Raw genomic sequence first — 18,321 nt, forward strand, 5'->3', positions numbered from 1 at the left:
GAGCCGGGGCAGGCGGACCTGGTCCCAGCGGGTCTAGAAGGACGGGCGACCACCGGGGGTGCTCACCAATGTTCCGATCTTCTCACCACGCACCGCGCGCGCGATGTTCCCCTCGGTGAGGAGGTTGAACACCATGATGGGCATGTTGTTGTCCATGCACAGGCTGAACGCGGTCGAGTCGGCCACGTTGAGCCCGCGTTCCAGCACCTCGCGGTGCGTGATGTTGTCGAACATCAGCGCGTCCGGGTCGATCTTGGGGTCGGCGGTGTAGATGCCGTCCACGGCCTTCGCCATCAGCACGATCTCGCAGCCGATCTCCAGCGCGCGCTGGGCGGCCGTGGTGTCGGTGGAGAAGTAGGGCATGCCCGCGCCGCCGCCGAAGATCACGACGCGGCCCTTCTCGAGGTGCCGCATGGCGCGTCGCGGGATGTAGGACTCCGCGACCTGGCCCATCGTGATGGACGTCTGCACCCTGGTGTCGATGCCGTGCTCGCGCTCCAGGAAGTCCTGGAGGGCCAGGCAGTTCATCACGGTGCCGAGCATGCCCATGTAGTCCGCGCGGCTGCGGTCCATGCCGCGCTGCTGGAGTTCGGCGCCGCGGAAGAAGTTGCCGCCGCCGATGACCACGGCCACCTGGGCGCCCGTGCGGACCACCGCGGCGATCTGGCGGGCGACGACCACGACGACGTCGGGATCGACACCGACCTCGCCACCGCCGAACATCTCCCCACCGAGTTTGAGCATCACGCGCTTGTAACCATCGACGTCTTCGCTCACAGGTCCTCCTCGCGGCGCTGGGGGTCTGGACACGGCGAAGGCGGGGTTGCAAGTCGCAGCAACCCCGCCCTCACGCGAATCAGGCCTGGCCGACCTCGAACCGGGCGAAGCGGGTAACCGCGACGCCGGCCTCGTCGAGCACTGCCTTGACGGTCTTCTTGGACTCCTTCACGGAGGCCTGCTCCAGGAGCACGACGTCCTTGAAGAAACCGTTCACGCGGCCTTCGGCGATCTTGGTGATCGCGCCTTCCGGCTTGCCCTCTTCGCGGGCGGTCTCCTCGGCGATGCGGCGCTCGTTGGCGACCAGCTCGGCGGAGACGTCCTCGCGCGTCAGGTACTTCGCCCGCATGGCCGCGATCTGCTTCGCGGTGTCCGCGGCGACGGCCTCGTTGTCACCCGTGTACTCGACGACCACGCCGATGGCGGGCGGCAGGTCCGCGGAGCGGCGGTGCAGGTAGGTGGTGACGGTGCCGTCGAACACGGCCACGTTGCCGACCTCGAGCTTCTCGGACAGCTTCGCCGAGTACTCCTCGACCACCGAGGCGACGGTCTTGCCGTCGACCTCGCTGGTCAGCAGCGTCGCGACGTCGTTGGCGCGGGAGGCCTTGGCGGCCGCGAGGACCGTGGCGGCGAACTCCTGGAAGCCGTCCGTCTTGGCCACGAAGTCGGTCTCGCACAGCACCTGGACGATCACGCCGTCCTCGGCGGTGACGAGACCGTTGGTGGCGGTGCGGCCCGCGCGCTTGCCGACGTCCTTCGCACCCTTGATGCGCAGGATCTCGACAGCCTTGTCGAAGTCGCCGTCGGTCTCCTCGAGCGCGTTCTTGCAAGCCATCATCCCCGCGGCCGTGAGCTCGCGGAGGCGCTTCACATCAGCGGCGGTGTAGTTCGCCATCGTGACGATTTCCGTTCCTTCTGCGGTCCGATGTCGGCAGGGGGCCGACATCGGGTTACGCGCGAGTTGGTGCTGAGCACGCCGCGCCCACGGTGGTCGCCGTGGGCGCGGCGCGGTTCAGATCAGGACTTGACGGGCTCGTCGGCGGGCACCTCGGCAGGCGCCTCGGCCGCCGGAGCGTCCTCGGCGATGGCCTCGGCCACCTCGGTGGTCACCGGCGTCTCGGAGGGAGTGCTGGTCAGCAGCTCCTGCTCCCACTCGGCCAGCGGCTCGTCGATGCCCGGCTCGGGCTTGTCGTCGCCGTCAGCCGCACCGTTGCGCGCACCGGAGCGAGCCATCAGACCCGCGGCTGCCGCCTCGGCGACGACCTTGGTCAGCAGCGCCGCGGAACGGATCGCGTCGTCGTTGCCCGGAATCGGGAAGTCGACCTCGTCCGGGTCGCAGTTCGTGTCCAGGATCGCGACGATCGGGATGTGCAGCTTGCGCGCCTCGCCGACCGCGATGTGCTCCTTCTTGGTGTCGACGATCCACACCGCGGAGGGCACCTTGGCCATGTCGCGAATGCCGCCCAGGGTGCGGGACAGCTTGTCCTTCTCGCGGTTCATCATCAGGATTTCCTTCTTGGTGAAACCCTGGAAACCACCGGTCTGCTCCATCGACTCCAGCTCCTTGAGCCGCTGGAGGCGCTTGTGCACCGTCGAGAAGTTCGTGAGCATGCCGCCCAGCCAACGCTGGTTCACGTACGGCATGCCGACGCGGAGCGCCTCGCTGGCGATCGCTTCCTGCGCCTGCTTCTTGGTGCCGATGAACAGGATCGACCCGCCGTGCGCGACCGTCTCGCGGACGAACTCGTACGCCCGGTCGATGTAGGTCAGCGTCTGCTGCAGGTCGATGATGTAGATGCCGTTGCGCTCGGTGAAGATGTAGCGCTTCATCTTCGGGTTCCACCGACGAGTCTGGTGCCCGAAGTGAACGCCGCTGTCGAGCAGCTGCTTCATGGTGACGACGGCCATAGCCGGGTTCGCACCTTTTCCATCAGGCGCACCGGACCGGCCGGTGCGCGTTTTCCGGTTGTCGCGGCGAGCCGGGATGGCACGCCGCCCTAGTGCCCTGCCGCCGCCCAGACCCAGAGAGATGTGCACTTTGGGACCGCCGGACGCCGTGACTCGACCGCACTCGAAAGGGATCGAATCAGCAGTGGCACGCGAAGTCGTCCCGCACGCAGACGGGGCGTGGGATGAGTGTACGCCGAATCCCCACCGACTCCGAACCGGGTCCCCGAGTTATCCACAGGGTCGCCGGTTGTCCACAGTTCCGCGGTTCGCGCTGGCGTAAGCCCAGCTCAGCGCCGACCGTGGACGGTGTGCGTACCCACAGGTTCCCGGTTCCGGTCCGGTGGTCCGGGGTGGGGTGGCGCGGCGGGGCGGGTGGTCGTGGTGGGTGGCACGGGTGGGGGCGGGGTGGGTTGGAATGCCGTGGCTGGACGGTTGGCGGGTCGGTGGTTGGGGTCGTTGTGGCACCGGGGGTGTGCGGTGACCAGCGGTCCGGCGGCTGAGGTCGTGCCGACCAAGAGCGACCCGTCCGACCCGGTCGGAGTGTCCGCTTGGTCGCGGTGGTCGACGCAGGTGTGGCGACGGGGGCTGTTGAGACGGTTTCCCTTGGCGGGTGCCGGCCGAATGCTGGCGCTGGCGCTCGTGTTGGCGGTCGTGGTCGACGTGCCGACAGCGGCCGGCGCTCGGCCCGGTCGGTACGCCTGGCCGTTGGCGGCACCGCACCCGGTCGTGCGGGTCTTCAGCGCGCCGACCACTCCGTACGGGCCTGGTCACCGAGGTGTGGATCTGGGTGGGACGGCGGGCGAGGCGGTGTTCGCGGCGGGTGACGGGACGGTGGTGTTCGCGGGGCCGATCGGCGGACGGCAGGTCGTGTCGCTGGCGCATGGCGACGGACTGCGCACCACCTACGAACCTGTGGAACCGCTGGTCCGCGCGGGCTCAGCCGTGCGGCGGGGTGAGCGGATCGGCACGCTGCTGGCAGGCCACGAGGGGTGCCCGGTGGCGGCGTGCCTGCATTGGGGCGCCCGGCGCGGCGTGGACTACGTCAACCCGCTCAGGTTGGTCACCGCAGGCCGGGTGCGGCTGTTGCCGCTGGCACCGGAGGGCAGGGCCGGGTTCGGCGGTGGCGGGTGAGGGTCGCTCGGCCGCCCTTTGAGGGCACGTCGGGGCGCTGGCAGGTGGGACCAGAGTCGCCGGCACCGGCAGGAGCGACGACCGCAGCGCCGAGCTGCTGGGCTGCCGAGGTGAGGGGAATACCGCTACCAGAGCGAACGGGGCTGCCACGGCCACCGCCACAGGCAGGGCAAGCAGGGCCGCTGCCGCGACTAAAGCGAACGGGGGGCGGCTACCACGGCGGAACGAACAGGAGGGGTGTTGTGACCGGAGCCAGCGGGAACCGCCGCCAAGGCCGGAACGAGCAGGGCCGCTGCGGCCAGCGCAATCGGGGACCACTACCGCACCTGAAACGAGCAGGACGGGTGCCGCAGCCAGAGCCAGCGGGAACCGCTGGCAAGGCCGGAGCAAACAGGGCCGCTGCGGCCAGCGCGACCGGGGACCTCTACCGCAGCCGAAACGAGCGAGACAGGTGCCGCAGCGAGAGCCAGCGGGAACCGCTGCCGCGACCGGAACAAACAGGCTGCCGTGACCAGTGCGAACGGGGGCAGCTATTGCGGCCGGGACGAGCGGAAAGGGTGCGGCGGCTGGCGTGAGCGGGAATCACTATCGCGGCCGGGGCGAGCAGGGCGGCTACTGAGGCCAGCGTGAACCGGGAGCAGCTACCGCAGCCGGGACAGGCCGGGGCGGCTAACCGCAGTCAGCGCGAACGGGGGCGGCTACTGCGGCCAGACCAAGCGGAGGGCTGCTGCGGTTGGCGTGAGCAGGGCCGCTGTGGCGGTCGGAACGGGCGGGATGTTGTGGGCGGGTGGGGGTGGTGGCTGCCGCGGCCGGAAGGGGTTCCGGCCGCGGGGTTCGGGGTGGGTCAGTCGGTCTGCTCGTTGAGCTTGGTGCGGAGGCGGAGCACCGCTCGGGTGTGGAGTTGGCAGACGCGGGACTCGGTGACGCCAAGGACCTTGCCGATCTCGGCGAGGGTGAGGTTTTCGAAGTAGTACAGGGTGACGACCACCCGGTCGCGTTCCGCCAGTTGGGCGATGGCGTCGGCGAGCTGGCGGCGGCTGTCGAGGTCGACGAGGGTGGCGACCGGGTCTTCGGCGTGGTTGTCCGGTAGCGACTCGGCGAGCGAGGCGCCCGCGCCGGTTCCCCCGCGGCCCGCGGCGATCAGCTCGTCCAGCGCCACGACGCTGGTGAGCTGCAGTTGGGCGTAGAGCTCCCGCAGCTCGGCTAAGCCGATCTTGAGCTCGGCGGCGAGTTCGCGGTCCGTCGGTGTGCGCTGCAGCTGTGCGCCGAGGCGTTCGAGCGCGCGTTCGACGTCGCGTGCGCGGGAGCGAACTGAGCGCGGGACCCAGTCCTGGGACCGCAGGTCGTCGAGGATCGCGCCGCGGATGCGCTGCATGGCGTAGGTCTCGAACTTGAGGCCGCGTTCGAACTCGAACTTCTCGATGGCGTCGACCAGCCCGAAGATGCCGGACTGGATCAGGTCGCCGACGTCGACGTGCGCGGGCAGACCGGTGCCGACGCGGCCCGCGACATACTTGACCAGTGGCGCGTAGTGCAGGACCAGCCGGTCGCGCACGACCTGCTCGTGCGACTTCCCGTACTTCTGCCACAGGGCGATGATCCCGGCCTCGACGTCGTCCGCGGTGCGGGAGTCGGACGCCGGGTGCGCCGGGCGCGTGGAACCGTTGCGCACGGCGGGCGCGAGCACGACGGCGTGGCCGTTCGGGGCGGCACTCCCGTTGTGGAGGGGCTCACCGTCGACGCGGTGACCGTTCGTCCCTGCCGGGGAGTGCGCCTCCGACGAGGTTCCGACGCGCGTCGCTGAAGGGGAGTTCACGGTTGCGGTCCGCGAACCTCCCCCGACGAGGTCAGGAACGGGGGTGGGTTCGGTCATGGATCGCCTTCAGCCGTTCGACTGTTACATGTGTGTAGAGCTGAGTTGTCGCGAGCGTAGCGTGACCAAGGAGTTCTTGGACTGTGCGCAGGTCCGCTCCCCCTTCCAACAGGTGTGCCGCCAGTGGACGGCGAAGTCCACGCGCCCCCTGGGGCGCCATGCCGGGTGCCGCACCCACTACATCGCGAACAACCCGTCCAGCGGTACGGGCGTTCAGCCCCCGACCTCCGGCGTCCACGGACAGCGCGGCTGGCGCAACCGCGCTGACCAGCGCCGATCGTTCTGGTTCCGCCCAACGTCGTACCGCACGTTCGGCCGGAACGCCGAACGGGTCGGCGCGTTCGCGACTGCCCTTGCCAAGAACTCGAATCACCCTTTGGGAGTAGTTCACGTCGTCGAGGTCCGGACCGCGCAAGCCGGCGACCCGAACACCCGTTGCGCAGGGCAACTCCACCACGCCTCGGTCACGCAGCGCAACCGGCTCGGCATTCTCCGCTGCGGAGTCAACGGCGGACGTGGCCTCTTCGGCTCGGTCCCGACGCGGCGCGGAGGGCGGCTTCCGGTGCGGTCGAAGGACGTCCGGCCGCAGTGCGGGCCCCTCCTCGCGGAGCGCACGGGCGGTGAACGTCCTGGCCTCCGCAGTTCGGCGGGCCATCGGCTGGCGACTCGCCCCGACTTCCCGTCGGGCCGCCTGCCGGGAGCGCGGCACCACGAGGTCGACCGACCCGATGGTCGGATGAGCGGGAACGCCGGTGGCCACGTGCACCAAGAGGCCCGCCACGTCTCCTGGATACGCACGCACCGTGTGCGGCTGCGGACCGGGTTCCCCGGCCAGGCGGTGCTCGAAGCCGTCCAACGCCGCCCGGACGCCCGCGGTCGGCTCGCCGCGCGACCGGCGGACCGGGTCGGCACGACGAGTCCGTGCTGGCGGCTGCAAGGACATAGCCCATAACGCTGCGCCCTCCTTGACACTTGGTCAAGCATCGCCACACCCGGCGATCACATGAGAGCGTTTCCAACCGGTTTCCACCCGCTCCGCGAGCCCCGCCATCTCGAATTCCGGCAGCAGCGCCCGGACTGTCGACAAAGCGACTCCCGATTCGACGGCGATCACCTCCGCGCTGTGCCCGGTCGTCAGACCCAGCGCTTCGTGCACGCGGACCGCGTCCCCCTGCGGCGGACCGAGGGCCGTGGACGACCGCCGGTTCGCCTCGACGAGGTCGGCGCCGATCCGCCCGGTCGACTCGACCACCTCGGCCACGCTGCTGACCGCGATCGCCTCGCCGGACCGCAGGAGTTCGTGGCAGCCGGTCGAGCTCGCCGAGGTCACCGGGCCCGGCACCGCCATCAGCACCCGGCCCAGCGCGGTGGTCGACGCCGCGGTGTTCTTCGCCCCGCTGCGCCGCCCCGCCTCGACGACGACCGTGCCGTCGCCCAGTGCCGCGATGAGCCGGTTGCGGGTGAGGAACCGGTGCCGGGCGGGCGTCTGCGCGGGCGGGTACTCGCTGACCACCAGGCCGCGCTCCGGGATGCGCGCGATGAGGTTCGCGTGCCCCGCCGGGTACGGCACGTCCACGCCGCACGCGAGCACCGCGACGGTCGCCCCGCCCGCCGCGAGCGCGCCGCGGTGCGCGCAGCCGTCGATGCCGTAGGCCGCGCCCGACACGACCACGATCCCGGCCTCCGCGAGCCCGTGGCCGAACTCGGTCGCGATGTGCTGCCCGTATCCACTGGCGTCCCGCGATCCGACGACGGCCACCGCCCGCTCCGCCAGTTCGGCGACGTTCGCCTTGCCGCGCACCCACAACGCCAACGGCGCCAAACCGCACTTCAGCCCGTTCGCGGCGGCGAGCGCGAGCGCGTTGAACGGCCACTCCGGCCACTCCTCGTCCTCCGGGATCACCAACCTCCCGCCCAGCTCCGCGATCCTCCGCAGGTCGTGCTCGGCCCGGTCCTCGGCCCGCCGCGCGGACGTCTGCCCCTCGACTGCGGCGGGCACCGTGCCCGCCCGCACCCGTTCCGCCGCCTCGACCGGCCCGACCTCGTCGACGAACGCGGCGAGCGCCGGAGCGGGCGGCTCCGCGACGCGGGAGAGGTAGGCGCGGGCCAGCCGCACCCGGTCAATGCTCACAGCGGCCTCCGTCATCGGATTCCCGTTGGCGCGACGGGGTTTCCAAGGCCATCGGGACGGCCGGGATCGAGGGGAGCGGGATCATGGGTCTCCTTCGTCGAAAAGGGGGAAGAGGGTAGCGGATCGGCCGATGGCGGGAAATTCGGTTAACCGGGCCAACACGGAAGGCCTGGGCCGACCATCCGCAGGTCGTCGAAACGCGCCGAGAAGGCAGGCGGGGAACACCCGGCGAATACCAGGACCGGGACCATCGGAGCCCTGTGCGGGGCCAGGCCGCCCAACGGATGGGGTTCGAAGGTGGCCACAACAGCGAGATCGGTTAGAGGAACAGCGGGCCTACCAGGAGGTACGGCGCTCCCGGAACTCGAGGGCCGCCGCCACGTGCGCGGCGTCCGGCCGGTCGGACTCCTCCAAGTCCGAAAGCGTCCACGCGACCCTGATGCACCGATCGGCCCCGCGGCCGGTCAGCGTGCCCGTGGTGAGCGCCCGGTCCAGCAGGGCCGTCGTCCGGTGGGGCAGGGCGAACTCCTGGCGCAGGGACGGCCCCGGCACCTCGGCGTTGGTGCGCCACGGCTGCCCGTGGGACGACCAGCGCTCGGCGGCTCGGGTGCGGGCCTTGAGAACGCGTTCGCGGACGACCGCCGTGGGTTCCGGCGTCCCCGCCTCGGCCCCGGTCATGGCTGTCAGGGGACGCATCTTCACCCGCAGGTCGACCCGGTCCAGCAGCGGGCCGGAGAGCTTGGCCAGGTACCTGCGCCGGTCCTTCGGCGCGCAGGTGCAGTCGATCTCCTTCGGCGGTGCGCACGGACAGGTGTTCGTGGCCAGGACGAGCTGGAACCTGGCCGGGTAGCGGACCGTGCCCGCCTGCCGCGCCAGCCGGACCTCGCCCTCCTCCAAGGCGGTGCGCAACGCGTCCAGGCCCACCCGGCTGAACTCGCAGGCCTCGTCGAGGAAGAGGACGCCCCGGTGGGACTTGCTGGCCGACCCCGGCTTCGCCAGGCCGGTGCCGCCCCCGACCAGGGCCGCCACGGTGGCGGAGTGGTGCAGGGCGATGAACGGCGGAGCGCTCACCAGCGGCGCCTCGGCCGACAGGAGACCGGCCACCGAGTGGATCGCGGTGACCTCCAGCGCCTCCTGGCGGGTCAGGGGTGGCAGCAGACCGCTCAGACGCTGGGCCAGCATGGTCTTGCCGGTGCCCGGCGGCCCGCTCAGCAGCAGGTGGTGCGCACCCGCCGCGGCCACCTCCAGGGCCCAGCGCGCCTCCGGTTGGCCCAGGACGTCGGCCAGGTCGGCCGTCGGGACCGGGCGCGGCGCTTCCGGCGGCGGGGCGGGCAGCAGGGCGTTGTCGTCGCCGTTCAGCCAGGCCACCACCTCCGTGAGGGAGGACGCGCCGTGGATGGTCAGCCCGTCCACCAGCGACGCCTCCGACAGCGACTCGACCGGCACGACGGCCTCGCGGAGACCCGCCCTCCTGGCCGCCAGCAGCGACGGCAGGACGCCCCGCACACCGCGCAGCCTGCCGTCGAGCGCCAGTTCGCCCAGCAGGACCGTGGTCGCGAGGCGCTCGGCCGGGACGGACTGGGCCGCTGCCAGCACCACCGAGGCCAGGGCCAGGTCGTACCCGGCCCCGCCCTTCGGCAGGGCGGCCGGGGAAAGGCCGAGGGTGACGCGCTGGGTGGGCCAGTCGTGGCCGCTGTTGCGGACAGCGGCGCGCACGCGGTCTTTCGACTCGTGGAGAGCCGCGTCCGGCAGCCCGAGGAGCTGGGTCTTCACCGTGCCCGCGCCGACGTCGGCCTCGATCTCGACGACCACGCCGTCGACACCGAACAGGGCCACGGACCAGGCCCGCGCGAGGCCCACTACAACCCCTTCAGGTGATGCAGCCGAACTTCACCCTCCAGTGGCCACAACACGGACACGGCGTCGTACCGGACGTCCACCCAGCCGACCCGGTAGGCCATCAGCCAGCGCTGGGTCACCCGGCGCATCCGGTGCAGCTTCTCCGGTGTCACGGCCTCCAGCGGACTGCCGCAGGCGACACCGGACCTGCTCTTCACCTCGCACACCACCAGCAGGTTGCCGTCCGTGGCGACGATGTCCAGCTCGCCCTCGCGGCAGGTCCAGTTGCGGCTCAGCACCACCAACCCCAGGCGCTCCAAGTACTCGCACGCCAGGTCCTCGCCCTCTTTGCCCAGGTCACGCCCGGCGCGTTGGGCCACTTCCACCATCATCGCTCCCCCTCGGTCGTCTGGGTTCGACCTTGCCTGGAGGAGCGGAGCGGGACCAGCGGGTATCGCGGAACTGTGGACAACCGGTGGGGTTGTGGACAAGTCGCGATCTTGAACGGCCTCGGACCGCGGAACTGTCGGTGTGCCGTGCTATGGGTGGACAGGCTTCAGGGGACCCCTCCGCCACGTGCGGAAGGGTCCCCTGAAGTGCTGAGTGCGGCGTGCGGCTGCTCGATCAGCTATCAAACGGTCCGCCCTCGGGAAGTCGCAGGTCGGGCTTGTCCAACTCCTCGACGTTGACGTCCTTGAACGTGATGACGCGAACGTTCTTCACGAACCGGGCGGGGCGGTACATGTCCCACACCCAGGCGTCCGACATCCGCACCTCGAAGTAGACCTCGCCGTCCGCGTTGCGAACCTGCACGTCGACCGAATTGGCCAGGTAGAACCGCCGTTCGGTCTCCACGACGAACGAGAACTGGCTGACGATGTCGCGGTACTCCTTGTACAGCGACAACTCCATCTCGGTCTCGTACTTTTCGAGATCCTCTGCACTCATTACGCCTCCGCGCGGGTAATCATCGAATCCGCGCCCCTCCTCGTCGCGAGCCCTGCCACCCCCGCAGCAGCAGGGGGTGCCCCATTCTGGACCACGCCGATCGCGGCCACGCTGCGCGCCACACGGTGTGGCGGCTCAAGTCCGTGCCGGATTGCGGCTGAGGCCACGTTCGCATACGACCACCGGTGCTCCGCGCTCGGGCCGTGCTCGACCAGCGCGGAGGTGTGCACCGGGGTGATGTAGCCCTTGTGCACGTCGAAGCCGTAGAGCGGCAGCTCCTCGTGCATGCCCGCCATGATCCGGTCCCTGGTGACCTTCGCGAGCACCGACGCGGCCGCCACGCAGGCGGCGACGCGGTCCCCCTTCACCACCGGCATGCTCGGCGCGGTGAGGCCCGGAACGCGGAACCCGTCCGTCAGCACGTAGCCGGGATGGCCGGTGAGCTGCGCGACCGCCCGCCTCATGCCCTCGATGTTGGCCACGTGCACGCCGAAGCGGTCCACCTCGGCCGCCGGGATGACGATCACCGCGCAGTCGACGGCACGGGACAGCACCACGTCGTACATGCGGTCCCTGGCGGCGGCGGTGAGCAGCTTGGAGTCGGTGAGCCCCTCGAACCGGGCGGCGTCCTTCGGGCGCAGCACGCACGACGCCACCACGAGCGGACCGGCGCAGGCTCCGCGACCGGCTTCGTCGACCCCCGCGACGGGGCCGAGTCCACGGCGGTCGAGCGCGGCCTGGAGCGCCCAGATTCCCGCGTCCCGCCGAACGACGGCGCGGGGTGGGGTGCGGATCACCAGGCGACCCTATCCCAGGGTCTTGCGGCGGAACCGGGCCCGCGCGCGCTTGCCGAGGAACAGCACCGGCCACGCGGCGGCGACGCCGACGCCCGCGGGCACCGCGTCCTGCCACGCGGGCGCGCCGATCGCGACGGCCTGGCCCTGCGGGTCGTGGTCCGTGACGCCCTGCCAGCGCGACGGCGGCAGCACGATCAGCCGCGCCTTGCCCACCACGTTGTCGATCGGCACGAGACCGCCTTCACGGCCGTCGCCCTGGCACCGCGAGTCGCACGAGTCGTTGCGGTTGTCGCCCAGCACGAACAGGAAGCCCTGCGGGATCGTCAGGTCGGCGAACGACTCCTGGACGGTGCTCCGGCCGGGCTCCCAGAACAGGTACGACTCGTCCAGGGCCTTCCCGTTGACGGAGACCCGGTTCTTGTCGTCGCAGCACTTGACCGTCTGGCCGCCGACCGCGACGACCCGCTTGACGAAGTCCTCTTCACTAGCCGACGGGAGACCGATGAGCGACCCGATGCCCTGGAGCGCCTTCTGGAAGCCGTTCGTCGGCTCCTGGGCGGTGAAGTCGTTCTGCCAGCTCTGCGGCCCGTGGAAGACGATCACGTCGCCCGGCGCGGGGTCGCTGAAGTCGTAGGTGACCTTGTCGACCAGCACGCGGTCGCCGTAGCAGCCGTTGCAGCCGTGCAGGGTCTGCTCCATCGACTCCGACGGGATCATGTAGACCCGTGCCAGGAACGTCTGGATCAGGAACGCCAGTCCGAACGCCACGACCACCAGGATCGGCAGTTCGCGCCAGAACGAGCCCTTGCGCTTGCCCTTCTGGGCTTTCCGCGCGCGCGCTCGCCAGGCCTCGACCGCTTCCTCATCGCTGTCGCGATAAGAGTCATCATCTGCTGGGCCACGGGAGGGCACGACGTCTACCACTTGGCAAGAGTACCCACGATGGGTGTGTGGGCCCGGTCAGCGACCGGAGAACAGCCTTTCGCGCAGTCTTCTGCCGAAGAACAGAACCGGCCACGCGGCGGCAAACCCGACACCGGCGGGCAAACCGCGCTGCCATTCCGGGGCTCCGATGGCGACGGCCTGCGCGTTGAAGTCGCTGATGCTCCCCCAGCGCGACGGCGGGATCACGATCACGCGCGCCTTGCCGATCACGTTCGCCTCGGGAACGGTGCCCGCCACGCCGCCGCCGCCCTGCTTGCGCGAGTCGGTGGAGTTCGTGCGGTTGTCACCCATCACCCAGAGGCTGCCTTCGGGGACCTTCACGGGCTCGAACGGGTCGTGGTCCTCGGGACCGGTGCCCGGCTGCCAGTAGATGTACGGCTCGTCCAACGGCTTGCCGTCGACGATGAGCCGGTGCTGGTCGTCGCAGCACTGGACGGTCTGGCCGCCCGTGGCGATGACGCGCTTCACGAAGTCGCGCTCGTCCGGCGGCGCGAGGCCCACCACGGACGCGGCGCTCTGGAGGGCGGCGACGACCGGGTTGTCCGAACGGTTGGACTGGATGTCGTTCTGGCCCCACGCGTCGGGGCCGCGGAACACGACGACCTCACCCGGCTCGATGTCGGTGAAGTCGTAGGTGATCTTGTCGACGAGCACCTTGTCGTTCACGCAGCCGGGGCAGCCGTGCAGCGTCTTCTCCATCGACGCCGACGGGATCACGTAGACCCTGGCCAGGAACGTCTGGATGATGAAGGTGAGCACCAGTGCGGTTCCCGCGAGGATCAGCAGTTCGCGCCACAGCGGGGTCTTCTTCTTCGCCTTCGACCCGCCGCCCCCGGCCGAGTCCGGAATGGACTCGAACTCGGCCTCGGGGGTTACGGCTGAGTCGCTGACACGATCCTCGCCCAGGGGTTCTGGATCGTTGTCGTCAGCGGACGAACGCACGGGGTCTGCCACGTGGGCAGGCTACGCGTAGTGATCGACGAGCTGTCAGGCACCCGGCTTGGCGGTGCGCTTCTCCTTGATCTTGGCGGCCTTGCCGCGCAGGTCCCGGAGGTAGTACAGCTTCGCGCGGCGCACGGCACCGCGGGTCGCGACCTCGACCTCGGCGATGTTCGGGGAGTGCACCGGGAAGGTGCGCTCGACGCCAACGCCGAAGGAGACCTTGCGCACGGTGAAGGTCTCGCGGATCCCGCCACCCTGGCGGCGGATCACGATGCCCTGGAACACCTGGACGCGCTCGCGCGAGCCCTCGATGACCCGGACGTGGACCTTCAGCGTGTCGCCCGGCCGGAAGCTGGGAATGTCGGAGCGCAGCGACTGGGCGTCAAGAGCGTCCAGGGTGTTCATCGGTGGTCCGTCCTCGTCCTCATATGTCTCGCGTACTCCCCCAGAGCGCAATGAAGCTTCAGAGTGCGACACCTTGGGGGCGGGCTTGCGGCGCGCGCCGGAAGGAACAACCGGCTGCAGCAACCTGTCCAGTGTGCCAGAAGGGCACTCCGGAATGAAATCGAGCCTACTCCTGCACCGACCGCAGTCGGTCAAGCAGGGCCCGGTCGTGCTTGTCGAAAGCCTCTTCGGGAAGGGCTTCCAGCAGTTCAGGACGCCTGTGCAGGGTCCGTTCGAGCGATTGGTCACGACGCCAGCGGTCGATGTGCTTGTGGTTGCCCGAGAGCAGCACGTCCGGCACCGCGAGGTCGCGCCACACCTCCGGGCGCGTGTAGCTCGGGCCCTCCAGCAGGCCGTCGGAGAACGAGTCCTCCGCCGCCGAACGGGGGTTGCCGAGCACACCGGGCAGCAGGCGGACGACGGCCTCGACCATCACCAGCACCGCCACCTCGCCGCCGACGAGCACGTAGTCGCCGATGGAGACCTCGTCCACGCGCATCCGGGTGGAGGCGTCGTCGATCACGCGCTGGTCGATGCCCTCGTACCGGCCGCAGGCGAACACCAGCCGCGGCTCGGCCGCGTACTCGTGCGCCAGCGCCTGGGTGAACGGCCGCCCCGCCGGGGTCGGCACGACCAGCCGCGGCGCCGGATCACCCGCGCACACCTGGTCGAGCGCGTCGCCCCAGATCTGCGGCCGCATCACCATGCCGGGACCGCCGCCGTACGGGCTGTTGTCCACGGCCTTGTGCACGTCGTGCGTCCAGTCGCGGAGGTCGTGCACGTCGACGCTGATCAGGCCCTTGTCGATCGCCTTGCCGAGCAGCGCGGCCCTGATCGGGTCGAGGTACTCGGGGAAGATCGTCAGAACGTCAATCCGCATCGAGCAGGCCTTCCGGCGGGTCGATGACGACACGGCCCGCCTTCACGTCCACGGTCGGGACGATCTGCTGCACGAACGGCACCAGCAGCTCACCGCCGCCTTCGCGGTTCACCACCAGCAGCTCGCCGCCGGCGCCGTGCGCGATCTCCTTGACCGTGCCCACCTTCGTCCCGTCCAGCAGCTCGACGACCAGGCCTTCCAGCTGGTGGTCGTAGAACTCGTCCGGGTCGCCGGTGGGGGGCAGGTCGTCGGTGCTGGCCAAGAGCAGGGTGCCGCGCAACGACTCCGCGACATCCCTGGTCAGCACTTCGTCGAAGCGCACCAGCAGCCGCCCGGTGTGCTTCCGGGCGGCCGCCACGGTGAGGGTGCGCGTCGTGCCGTCACGCAGCTTCGCGACCAGGGCCGAACCGAGGGCGAACCGCACCTCGGGTGAATCGGTGCGCACGTCAACGGAGAGTTCCCCGGTGATCCCGTGCGCCTTGGCCACGCGGCCGACGACGACGTCCATGCCCTACTTCTGTGTGCTTGTTGTGGCTAGCGGTCGGTGTCGACCACGTCGACGCGCACGCCACGGCCGCCAATGCCGGCCATGACGGTGCGCAGGGCGGTCGCGGTGCGACCGCCGCGCCCGATCACCTTGCCGAGGTCGTCCGGGTGGACGTGCACCTCGAGGGTGCGACCGCGGCGGGTGGTGACCAGGGTCACCCGGACGTCGTCCGGGTGGTCGACGATGCCACGAACGAGGTGTTCGAGGGCGTCAGCCAACAAACTCACGCCTCGTCCTTGGGCGCCTCGGCTGCAGGCTCTGCGTCAGCCTTCTTGGCCGCCTTCTTCTTAGGCGTGGTGGCTTCGGCCATGGGCTCCGAGGACGCGGCGGCCAGCGCGGCTGCGAACAGCTCGGCCTTCGGCGTCTTCGGCTCCTTGACCTTCAGCGTGCCCTCGGCGCCCGGCAGGCCCTTGAACTTCTGCCAGTCACCGGTGATCTCCAGCAGGCGCTGGACGGACTCGGTCGGCTGCGCGCCGACGCCCAGCCAGTACTGCGCCCGGTCGGAGTCGACGGCGATGAAGCTCGGCTCCTCCTTGGGGTGGTACTTGCCGATCGTCTCGATGGCCTTGCCGTTGCGGCGGGTGCGAGCGTCCGAAACGATGATCCGGTAGTACGGCTGACGGATCTTGCCAAGCCGCTGCAGCTTGATCTTGACGGCCACGGGTACTGGTACTCCTCAAGCTCTCGTAAACCAAGGTGCGGGCGCTCGTCACCCGAGTGGGGCACGGGTGGGAAAGCCCAAAGAACATGGCGCCACAGCACGGTGAGAGGGTCCGGCCTCGGCGAACAACCAGCCATTCTGCCAGATGGTCGGCCTCAGGTCCGAATCGGCCGGGTGAAAGCCACCGGATCGAAGCCCGCGGACGTCAGCGCTTCGCGCACGGCGCGGGCGTGCGCGACGGCTCCGGGCGTGTCCCCGTGCAGGCAGAGGGACCGCGCACCGGTCGGCAGGACGGTGCCGTCGACGGCGACCAGCTCGCCGCTTTCGGCAAGACGCAGGGCGCGCTCGACGATCTTCGCGGTGTCCGCGATGAGCGCGCCGGGCAGGCTCCGGGGCACCAGCGTGCCCTCCGGCGTGTACCCGCGGTCCGCGAACGCCTCCTTCACGGCGGGCAGTCCGGCGGCCTCGGCGGCGGCCAGCAGCCGGGACCCCGGCAGGCCGAGGACGGGCAGCCCGCCGAACGCCCGCACGCCGTCGACGACCGCCTTGGCCTGGGCCTCGTGGTGCACCGCCGCGTTGTAGAGCGCCCCGTGCGGCTTGACGTAGGCGACGGCCGTCCCGGCGGCCCGAGCGCACGCCTCCAGCGCGCCGATCTGGTAGAGCACCTCGTCGGCCAGTTCCCCTGGGTCCACGTCGATGAACCGGCGGCCGAACCCGGCGAGGTCCCGGTAGGACACCTGCGCGCCGACGGCGACCCCGCGCTCGGCGGCCTGGCGGCACACCCGGCGCATGGTCGACGGGTCGCCCGCGTGGAAGCCGCAGGCGACGTTCGCGCTCGTGACGACGTCCAGCAGCGCCTCGTCGTCGCCGAGCCGCCAGATGCCGAAGCCCTCGCCGAGGTCGCTGTTGAGGTCGATCACGACATCACCCCGGTGGCCACCAGCAGCAGCGTGAGGCCGGGGAGGAAGTTGTTGACCACGTGCGCCACGACGCTCGCGGTGAGCCTGCGGGTGATCAGCCTGGCGATGCCGATGGGCAGCGCGATGATGATCAGCAGGGACGTGCGCAGCGGTTCGAGGTGGCTGGCCGCGAAGATCACCGTGCTCAGGAGGAACGCCGCCCACCGGCTCCAGCCCTGCCGCTCGATCGCGCCCCAGAGCAGGCCGCGGTAGATCAGCTCCTCGCAGACCGGACCGAGGAAGCAGACGTAGACGAACATCACCACGGCCGCCGACAGCGGCAGCGCGGTGCCGTCGACCAGCTCGCCGATCGCCGAGGTCGCGTTCTGGGTGCCGACGACCTTCGACCACACCGTGGCGGCCACGATCGTCAGCAGGATGCCCAGCAGCCCCAGCTTCAGCCCGACCTTCACGTCCGCCCAGTCCCAGCTGAGGCGGAGGTCGATGAGCGGCCCGTTGCCGCGCACCCGCGTGATCACGACGGCCGTCGCCGCGGCGAGGACCGTCGGCACCATCGAGCCGAACAACACGAACGACACCGAGCTGCCGAGGTCCGTGCCCGACGTCGTGGCGATGGCGGTGATGAACACCGCGCTCAGGATGAAGACCGCCTCGACGAGCAGGAACGCGCCGAAACCCCAGCGCTGCCCCTCCCGTTCGGGTTCGGGCTCCCTGCTCACCGCGCGGACGCTGTCCAGCAGGCTCGGTGGCTGCTCAGGTGGGGGTTCGAGCGGTGGGTTCACGGGTCATCACCCTAATCACGAGGCGCCGACGTACAGGTACACCGCCGGAAGCAGGTTGTTGGTGGCGTGCGCCACGATGCTGGACGACGTCCGGCCGGTGATCATCCTGGCGGTGCCGATCGCCATGCCCTGCGCGAAGAGGCCGATGGTGCGCCAGGACTCCTCGTGCAGGAAGGCGAAGATCAACGCTGTCAGGGCGAGGATGGTGAGGCGGGGGATGCGGTGGTGCTCCAGGGCGTTCCACAGGGCGCCGCGGGTGAGGAGCTCCTCGGTGAACGGGGCGCCGAGGAAGACGAACAGGGCGGCCACGGCGAGCCAGACGGACTTGCCGCCGGAGAGCAGGCCGATGTCCTCCAGGGCCGAGGTGGAGCTGGCGGTGTCCCTGCGGATGCTCAGGAGGACCACGCCGACTATCCAGGCCAGCAGGAGCGAGAGGCCACCGCAGGCGAGGCCCACCTTGACGTCCTGCCACGTCGGCTTGAGGCCGTAGTCGGCCGCCGGGCCCTGTCCTTTGAGGTGGGACAGGGCCAGCGGACCCGCGCCCAGGAGGATGTTGGGGAGGAAGAGGAGCAGCAGCAGCGGTCCCAGGACCGGGGGGTCGCTGATGTCGAAGGAGTCGAAGCGGTCGGCGGTCAGCGCTGTCACGGCGAGGGTGCAGAGGTAGTAGCCGGCCAGGCCGGTGAAGAAGGCGGCGAACGCCCAGTGGGCGCGGACGGGGCTCGGTTCCTCCACCTGTACGAACGTACTGGGGCTT

The 18,321-nt window shown here is 70.4% G+C and carries 22 protein-coding genes; 2 read left to right on the forward strand and 20 right to left on the reverse strand.

Features of this window, described 5'->3' with window-relative positions; translation table 11 throughout:
- Window positions 1–33 precede the first annotated feature (33 nt).
- The 3 genes from pyrH to rpsB all read right to left on the reverse strand — a co-directional run bounded on the left by pyrH (window position 34) and on the right by rpsB (window position 2,685).
- Window positions 34–744 carry a UMP kinase gene (gene pyrH / locus RM788_RS16715; protein WP_245886601.1) on the reverse strand — a complete coding sequence of 237 codons (711 nt, stop codon included), beginning with the start codon at window positions 742–744 and terminating at the stop codon, window positions 34–36.
- A 112-nt stretch (window positions 745–856) separates the two neighbouring features.
- The gene (gene tsf, locus RM788_RS16720) at window positions 857–1,672 is read right to left on the reverse strand and encodes a translation elongation factor Ts (protein WP_315932597.1); all 816 of its coding nucleotides are present in this window, start codon (window positions 1,670–1,672) and stop codon (window positions 857–859) included.
- A 122-nt stretch (window positions 1,673–1,794) separates the two neighbouring features.
- Window positions 1,795–2,685: a 30S ribosomal protein S2 gene (gene rpsB / locus RM788_RS16725; RefSeq protein ID WP_315932598.1), complete on the reverse strand. Its 891-nt coding sequence runs from the start codon at window positions 2,683–2,685 to the stop codon at window positions 1,795–1,797.
- Between the two features lie 663 nt (window positions 2,686–3,348).
- On the opposite strand from rpsB, the gene RM788_RS16730 reads away from it, so the two are divergent.
- Complete coding sequence (locus tag RM788_RS16730) at window positions 3,349–3,858, forward strand: murein hydrolase activator EnvC family protein (protein ID WP_315932599.1); 510 nt, start codon at window positions 3,349–3,351, stop codon at window positions 3,856–3,858.
- A gap of 844 nt (window positions 3,859–4,702) precedes the next feature.
- On the opposite strand, the gene RM788_RS16735 is transcribed toward RM788_RS16730, so the two are convergent.
- Both RM788_RS16735 and RM788_RS16740 read right to left on the reverse strand, forming a co-directional pair.
- The gene (locus RM788_RS16735) at window positions 4,703–5,731 is read right to left on the reverse strand and encodes a FliA/WhiG family RNA polymerase sigma factor (RefSeq protein WP_315932600.1); all 1,029 of its coding nucleotides are present in this window, start codon (window positions 5,729–5,731) and stop codon (window positions 4,703–4,705) included.
- Entirely contained in the window at window positions 5,706–6,386 is a 681-nt protein-coding gene (locus RM788_RS16740; protein ID WP_315934655.1) for a tyrosine-type recombinase/integrase, read from the reverse strand. Before RM788_RS16740 ends, RM788_RS16735 begins: the two co-directional genes overlap by 26 nt.
- A gap of 81 nt (window positions 6,387–6,467) precedes the next feature.
- Here RM788_RS16740 and RM788_RS16745 point away from each other — a divergent pair, with 81 nt between their 5' ends.
- Window positions 6,468–6,683 carry a hypothetical protein gene (locus RM788_RS16745; RefSeq protein WP_315935007.1) on the forward strand — a complete coding sequence of 72 codons (216 nt, stop codon included), beginning with the start codon at window positions 6,468–6,470 and terminating at the stop codon, window positions 6,681–6,683.
- 24 nt (window positions 6,684–6,707) lie between these two features.
- On the opposite strand, the gene dprA is transcribed toward RM788_RS16745, so the two are convergent.
- From dprA to RM788_RS16820, 15 genes are all read right to left on the reverse strand, one after another.
- Window positions 6,708–7,877, reverse strand: a complete 1,170-nt coding sequence (dprA, locus tag RM788_RS16750; RefSeq protein WP_315932601.1) for a DNA-processing protein DprA — start codon at window positions 7,875–7,877, stop codon at window positions 6,708–6,710.
- Between the two features lie 321 nt (window positions 7,878–8,198).
- Window positions 8,199–9,722: a YifB family Mg chelatase-like AAA ATPase gene (locus RM788_RS16755; protein ID WP_315932602.1), complete on the reverse strand. Its 1,524-nt coding sequence runs from the start codon at window positions 9,720–9,722 to the stop codon at window positions 8,199–8,201.
- On the reverse strand, window positions 9,722–10,093 hold the full coding sequence (locus RM788_RS16760) for a YraN family protein (RefSeq protein ID WP_315932603.1): 372 nt from the start codon (window positions 10,091–10,093) through the stop codon (window positions 9,722–9,724). The genes RM788_RS16755 and RM788_RS16760 overlap by 1 nt, the downstream gene beginning before the upstream one ends.
- Before the next feature lie 232 nt (window positions 10,094–10,325).
- Entirely contained in the window at window positions 10,326–10,649 is a 324-nt protein-coding gene (locus tag RM788_RS16765) for a DUF2469 domain-containing protein (protein WP_106188029.1), read from the reverse strand.
- A complete protein-coding gene (locus RM788_RS16770; protein ID WP_315932604.1) occupies window positions 10,649–11,446 on the reverse strand; it encodes a ribonuclease HII in 798 nt (265 codons plus the stop codon). The genes RM788_RS16765 and RM788_RS16770 overlap by 1 nt, the downstream gene beginning before the upstream one ends.
- Window positions 11,447–11,455: 9 nt before the next feature.
- The gene (gene lepB, locus RM788_RS16775) at window positions 11,456–12,370 is read right to left on the reverse strand and encodes a signal peptidase I (RefSeq protein ID WP_315932605.1); all 915 of its coding nucleotides are present in this window, start codon (window positions 12,368–12,370) and stop codon (window positions 11,456–11,458) included.
- A 36-nt stretch (window positions 12,371–12,406) separates the two neighbouring features.
- Window positions 12,407–13,345, reverse strand: coding sequence for a signal peptidase I (lepB, locus tag RM788_RS16780; RefSeq protein ID WP_315932606.1), 939 nt, complete (start codon window positions 13,343–13,345; stop codon window positions 12,407–12,409).
- Window positions 13,346–13,378: 33 nt separating this feature from the next.
- On the reverse strand, window positions 13,379–13,738 hold the full coding sequence (gene rplS, locus RM788_RS16785; RefSeq protein WP_106188033.1) for a 50S ribosomal protein L19: 360 nt from the start codon (window positions 13,736–13,738) through the stop codon (window positions 13,379–13,381).
- A gap of 166 nt (window positions 13,739–13,904) precedes the next feature.
- Complete coding sequence (gene trmD / locus RM788_RS16790; protein ID WP_315932607.1) at window positions 13,905–14,657, reverse strand: tRNA (guanosine(37)-N1)-methyltransferase TrmD; 753 nt, start codon at window positions 14,655–14,657, stop codon at window positions 13,905–13,907.
- The gene (rimM, locus tag RM788_RS16795; RefSeq protein WP_315932608.1) at window positions 14,647–15,165 is read right to left on the reverse strand and encodes a ribosome maturation factor RimM; all 519 of its coding nucleotides are present in this window, start codon (window positions 15,163–15,165) and stop codon (window positions 14,647–14,649) included. The genes trmD and rimM overlap by 11 nt, the downstream gene beginning before the upstream one ends.
- 26 nt (window positions 15,166–15,191) lie before the next feature.
- The gene (locus RM788_RS16800) at window positions 15,192–15,431 is read right to left on the reverse strand and encodes an RNA-binding protein (RefSeq protein ID WP_025360511.1); all 240 of its coding nucleotides are present in this window, start codon (window positions 15,429–15,431) and stop codon (window positions 15,192–15,194) included.
- Window positions 15,428–15,865, reverse strand: a complete 438-nt coding sequence (gene rpsP / locus RM788_RS16805) for a 30S ribosomal protein S16 (RefSeq protein WP_315932609.1) — start codon at window positions 15,863–15,865, stop codon at window positions 15,428–15,430. The genes RM788_RS16800 and rpsP overlap by 4 nt, the downstream gene beginning before the upstream one ends.
- 155 nt (window positions 15,866–16,020) lie before the next feature.
- Window positions 16,021–16,785, reverse strand: coding sequence for a LamB/YcsF family protein (locus RM788_RS16810; protein ID WP_315932611.1), 765 nt, complete (start codon window positions 16,783–16,785; stop codon window positions 16,021–16,023).
- Complete coding sequence (locus RM788_RS16815; RefSeq protein ID WP_399343781.1) at window positions 16,782–17,567, reverse strand: CPBP family intramembrane glutamic endopeptidase; 786 nt, start codon at window positions 17,565–17,567, stop codon at window positions 16,782–16,784. The genes RM788_RS16810 and RM788_RS16815 overlap by 4 nt, the downstream gene beginning before the upstream one ends.
- 15 nt (window positions 17,568–17,582) lie before the next feature.
- Window positions 17,583–18,299, reverse strand: coding sequence for a CPBP family intramembrane glutamic endopeptidase (locus RM788_RS16820; protein WP_315932612.1), 717 nt, complete (start codon window positions 18,297–18,299; stop codon window positions 17,583–17,585).
- Between the last annotated feature and the right edge of the window lie 22 nt (window positions 18,300–18,321).

Source organism: Umezawaea sp. Da 62-37, from assembly GCF_032460545.1.
Classification (GTDB): domain Bacteria; phylum Actinomycetota; class Actinomycetes; order Mycobacteriales; family Pseudonocardiaceae; genus Umezawaea.

Excerpts from the sequence above, each read along its gene's own strand:
- pyrH (WP_245886601.1), bottom strand. The coding sequence starts at position 744 with ATGCTCAAACTCGGTGGGGAGATGTTCGGCGGTGGCGAGGTCGGTGTC.
- tsf (WP_315932597.1), bottom strand. The coding sequence starts at position 1,672 with ATGGCGAACTACACCGCCGCTGATGTGAAGCGCCTCCGCGAGCTCACG.
- rpsB (WP_315932598.1), bottom strand. The coding sequence starts at position 2,685 with ATGGCCGTCGTCACCATGAAGCAGCTGCTCGACAGCGGCGTTCACTTC.
- RM788_RS16730 (WP_315932599.1), top strand. The coding sequence starts at position 3,349 with ATGCTGGCGCTGGCGCTCGTGTTGGCGGTCGTGGTCGACGTGCCGACA.
- RM788_RS16735 (WP_315932600.1), bottom strand. The coding sequence starts at position 5,731 with ATGACCGAACCCACCCCCGTTCCTGACCTCGTCGGGGGAGGTTCGCGG.
- RM788_RS16740 (WP_315934655.1), bottom strand. The coding sequence starts at position 6,386 with ATGGCCCGCCGAACTGCGGAGGCCAGGACGTTCACCGCCCGTGCGCTC.
- RM788_RS16745 (WP_315935007.1), top strand. The coding sequence starts at position 6,468 with ATGAGCGGGAACGCCGGTGGCCACGTGCACCAAGAGGCCCGCCACGTC.
- dprA (WP_315932601.1), bottom strand. The coding sequence starts at position 7,877 with ATGACGGAGGCCGCTGTGAGCATTGACCGGGTGCGGCTGGCCCGCGCC.
- RM788_RS16760 (WP_315932603.1), bottom strand. The coding sequence starts at position 10,093 with ATGATGGTGGAAGTGGCCCAACGCGCCGGGCGTGACCTGGGCAAAGAG.
- RM788_RS16765 (WP_106188029.1), bottom strand. The coding sequence starts at position 10,649 with ATGAGTGCAGAGGATCTCGAAAAGTACGAGACCGAGATGGAGTTGTCG.
- rplS (WP_106188033.1), bottom strand. The coding sequence starts at position 13,738 with ATGAACACCCTGGACGCTCTTGACGCCCAGTCGCTGCGCTCCGACATT.
- trmD (WP_315932607.1), bottom strand. The coding sequence starts at position 14,657 with ATGCGGATTGACGTTCTGACGATCTTCCCCGAGTACCTCGACCCGATC.
- rimM (WP_315932608.1), bottom strand. The coding sequence starts at position 15,165 with ATGGACGTCGTCGTCGGCCGCGTGGCCAAGGCGCACGGGATCACCGGG.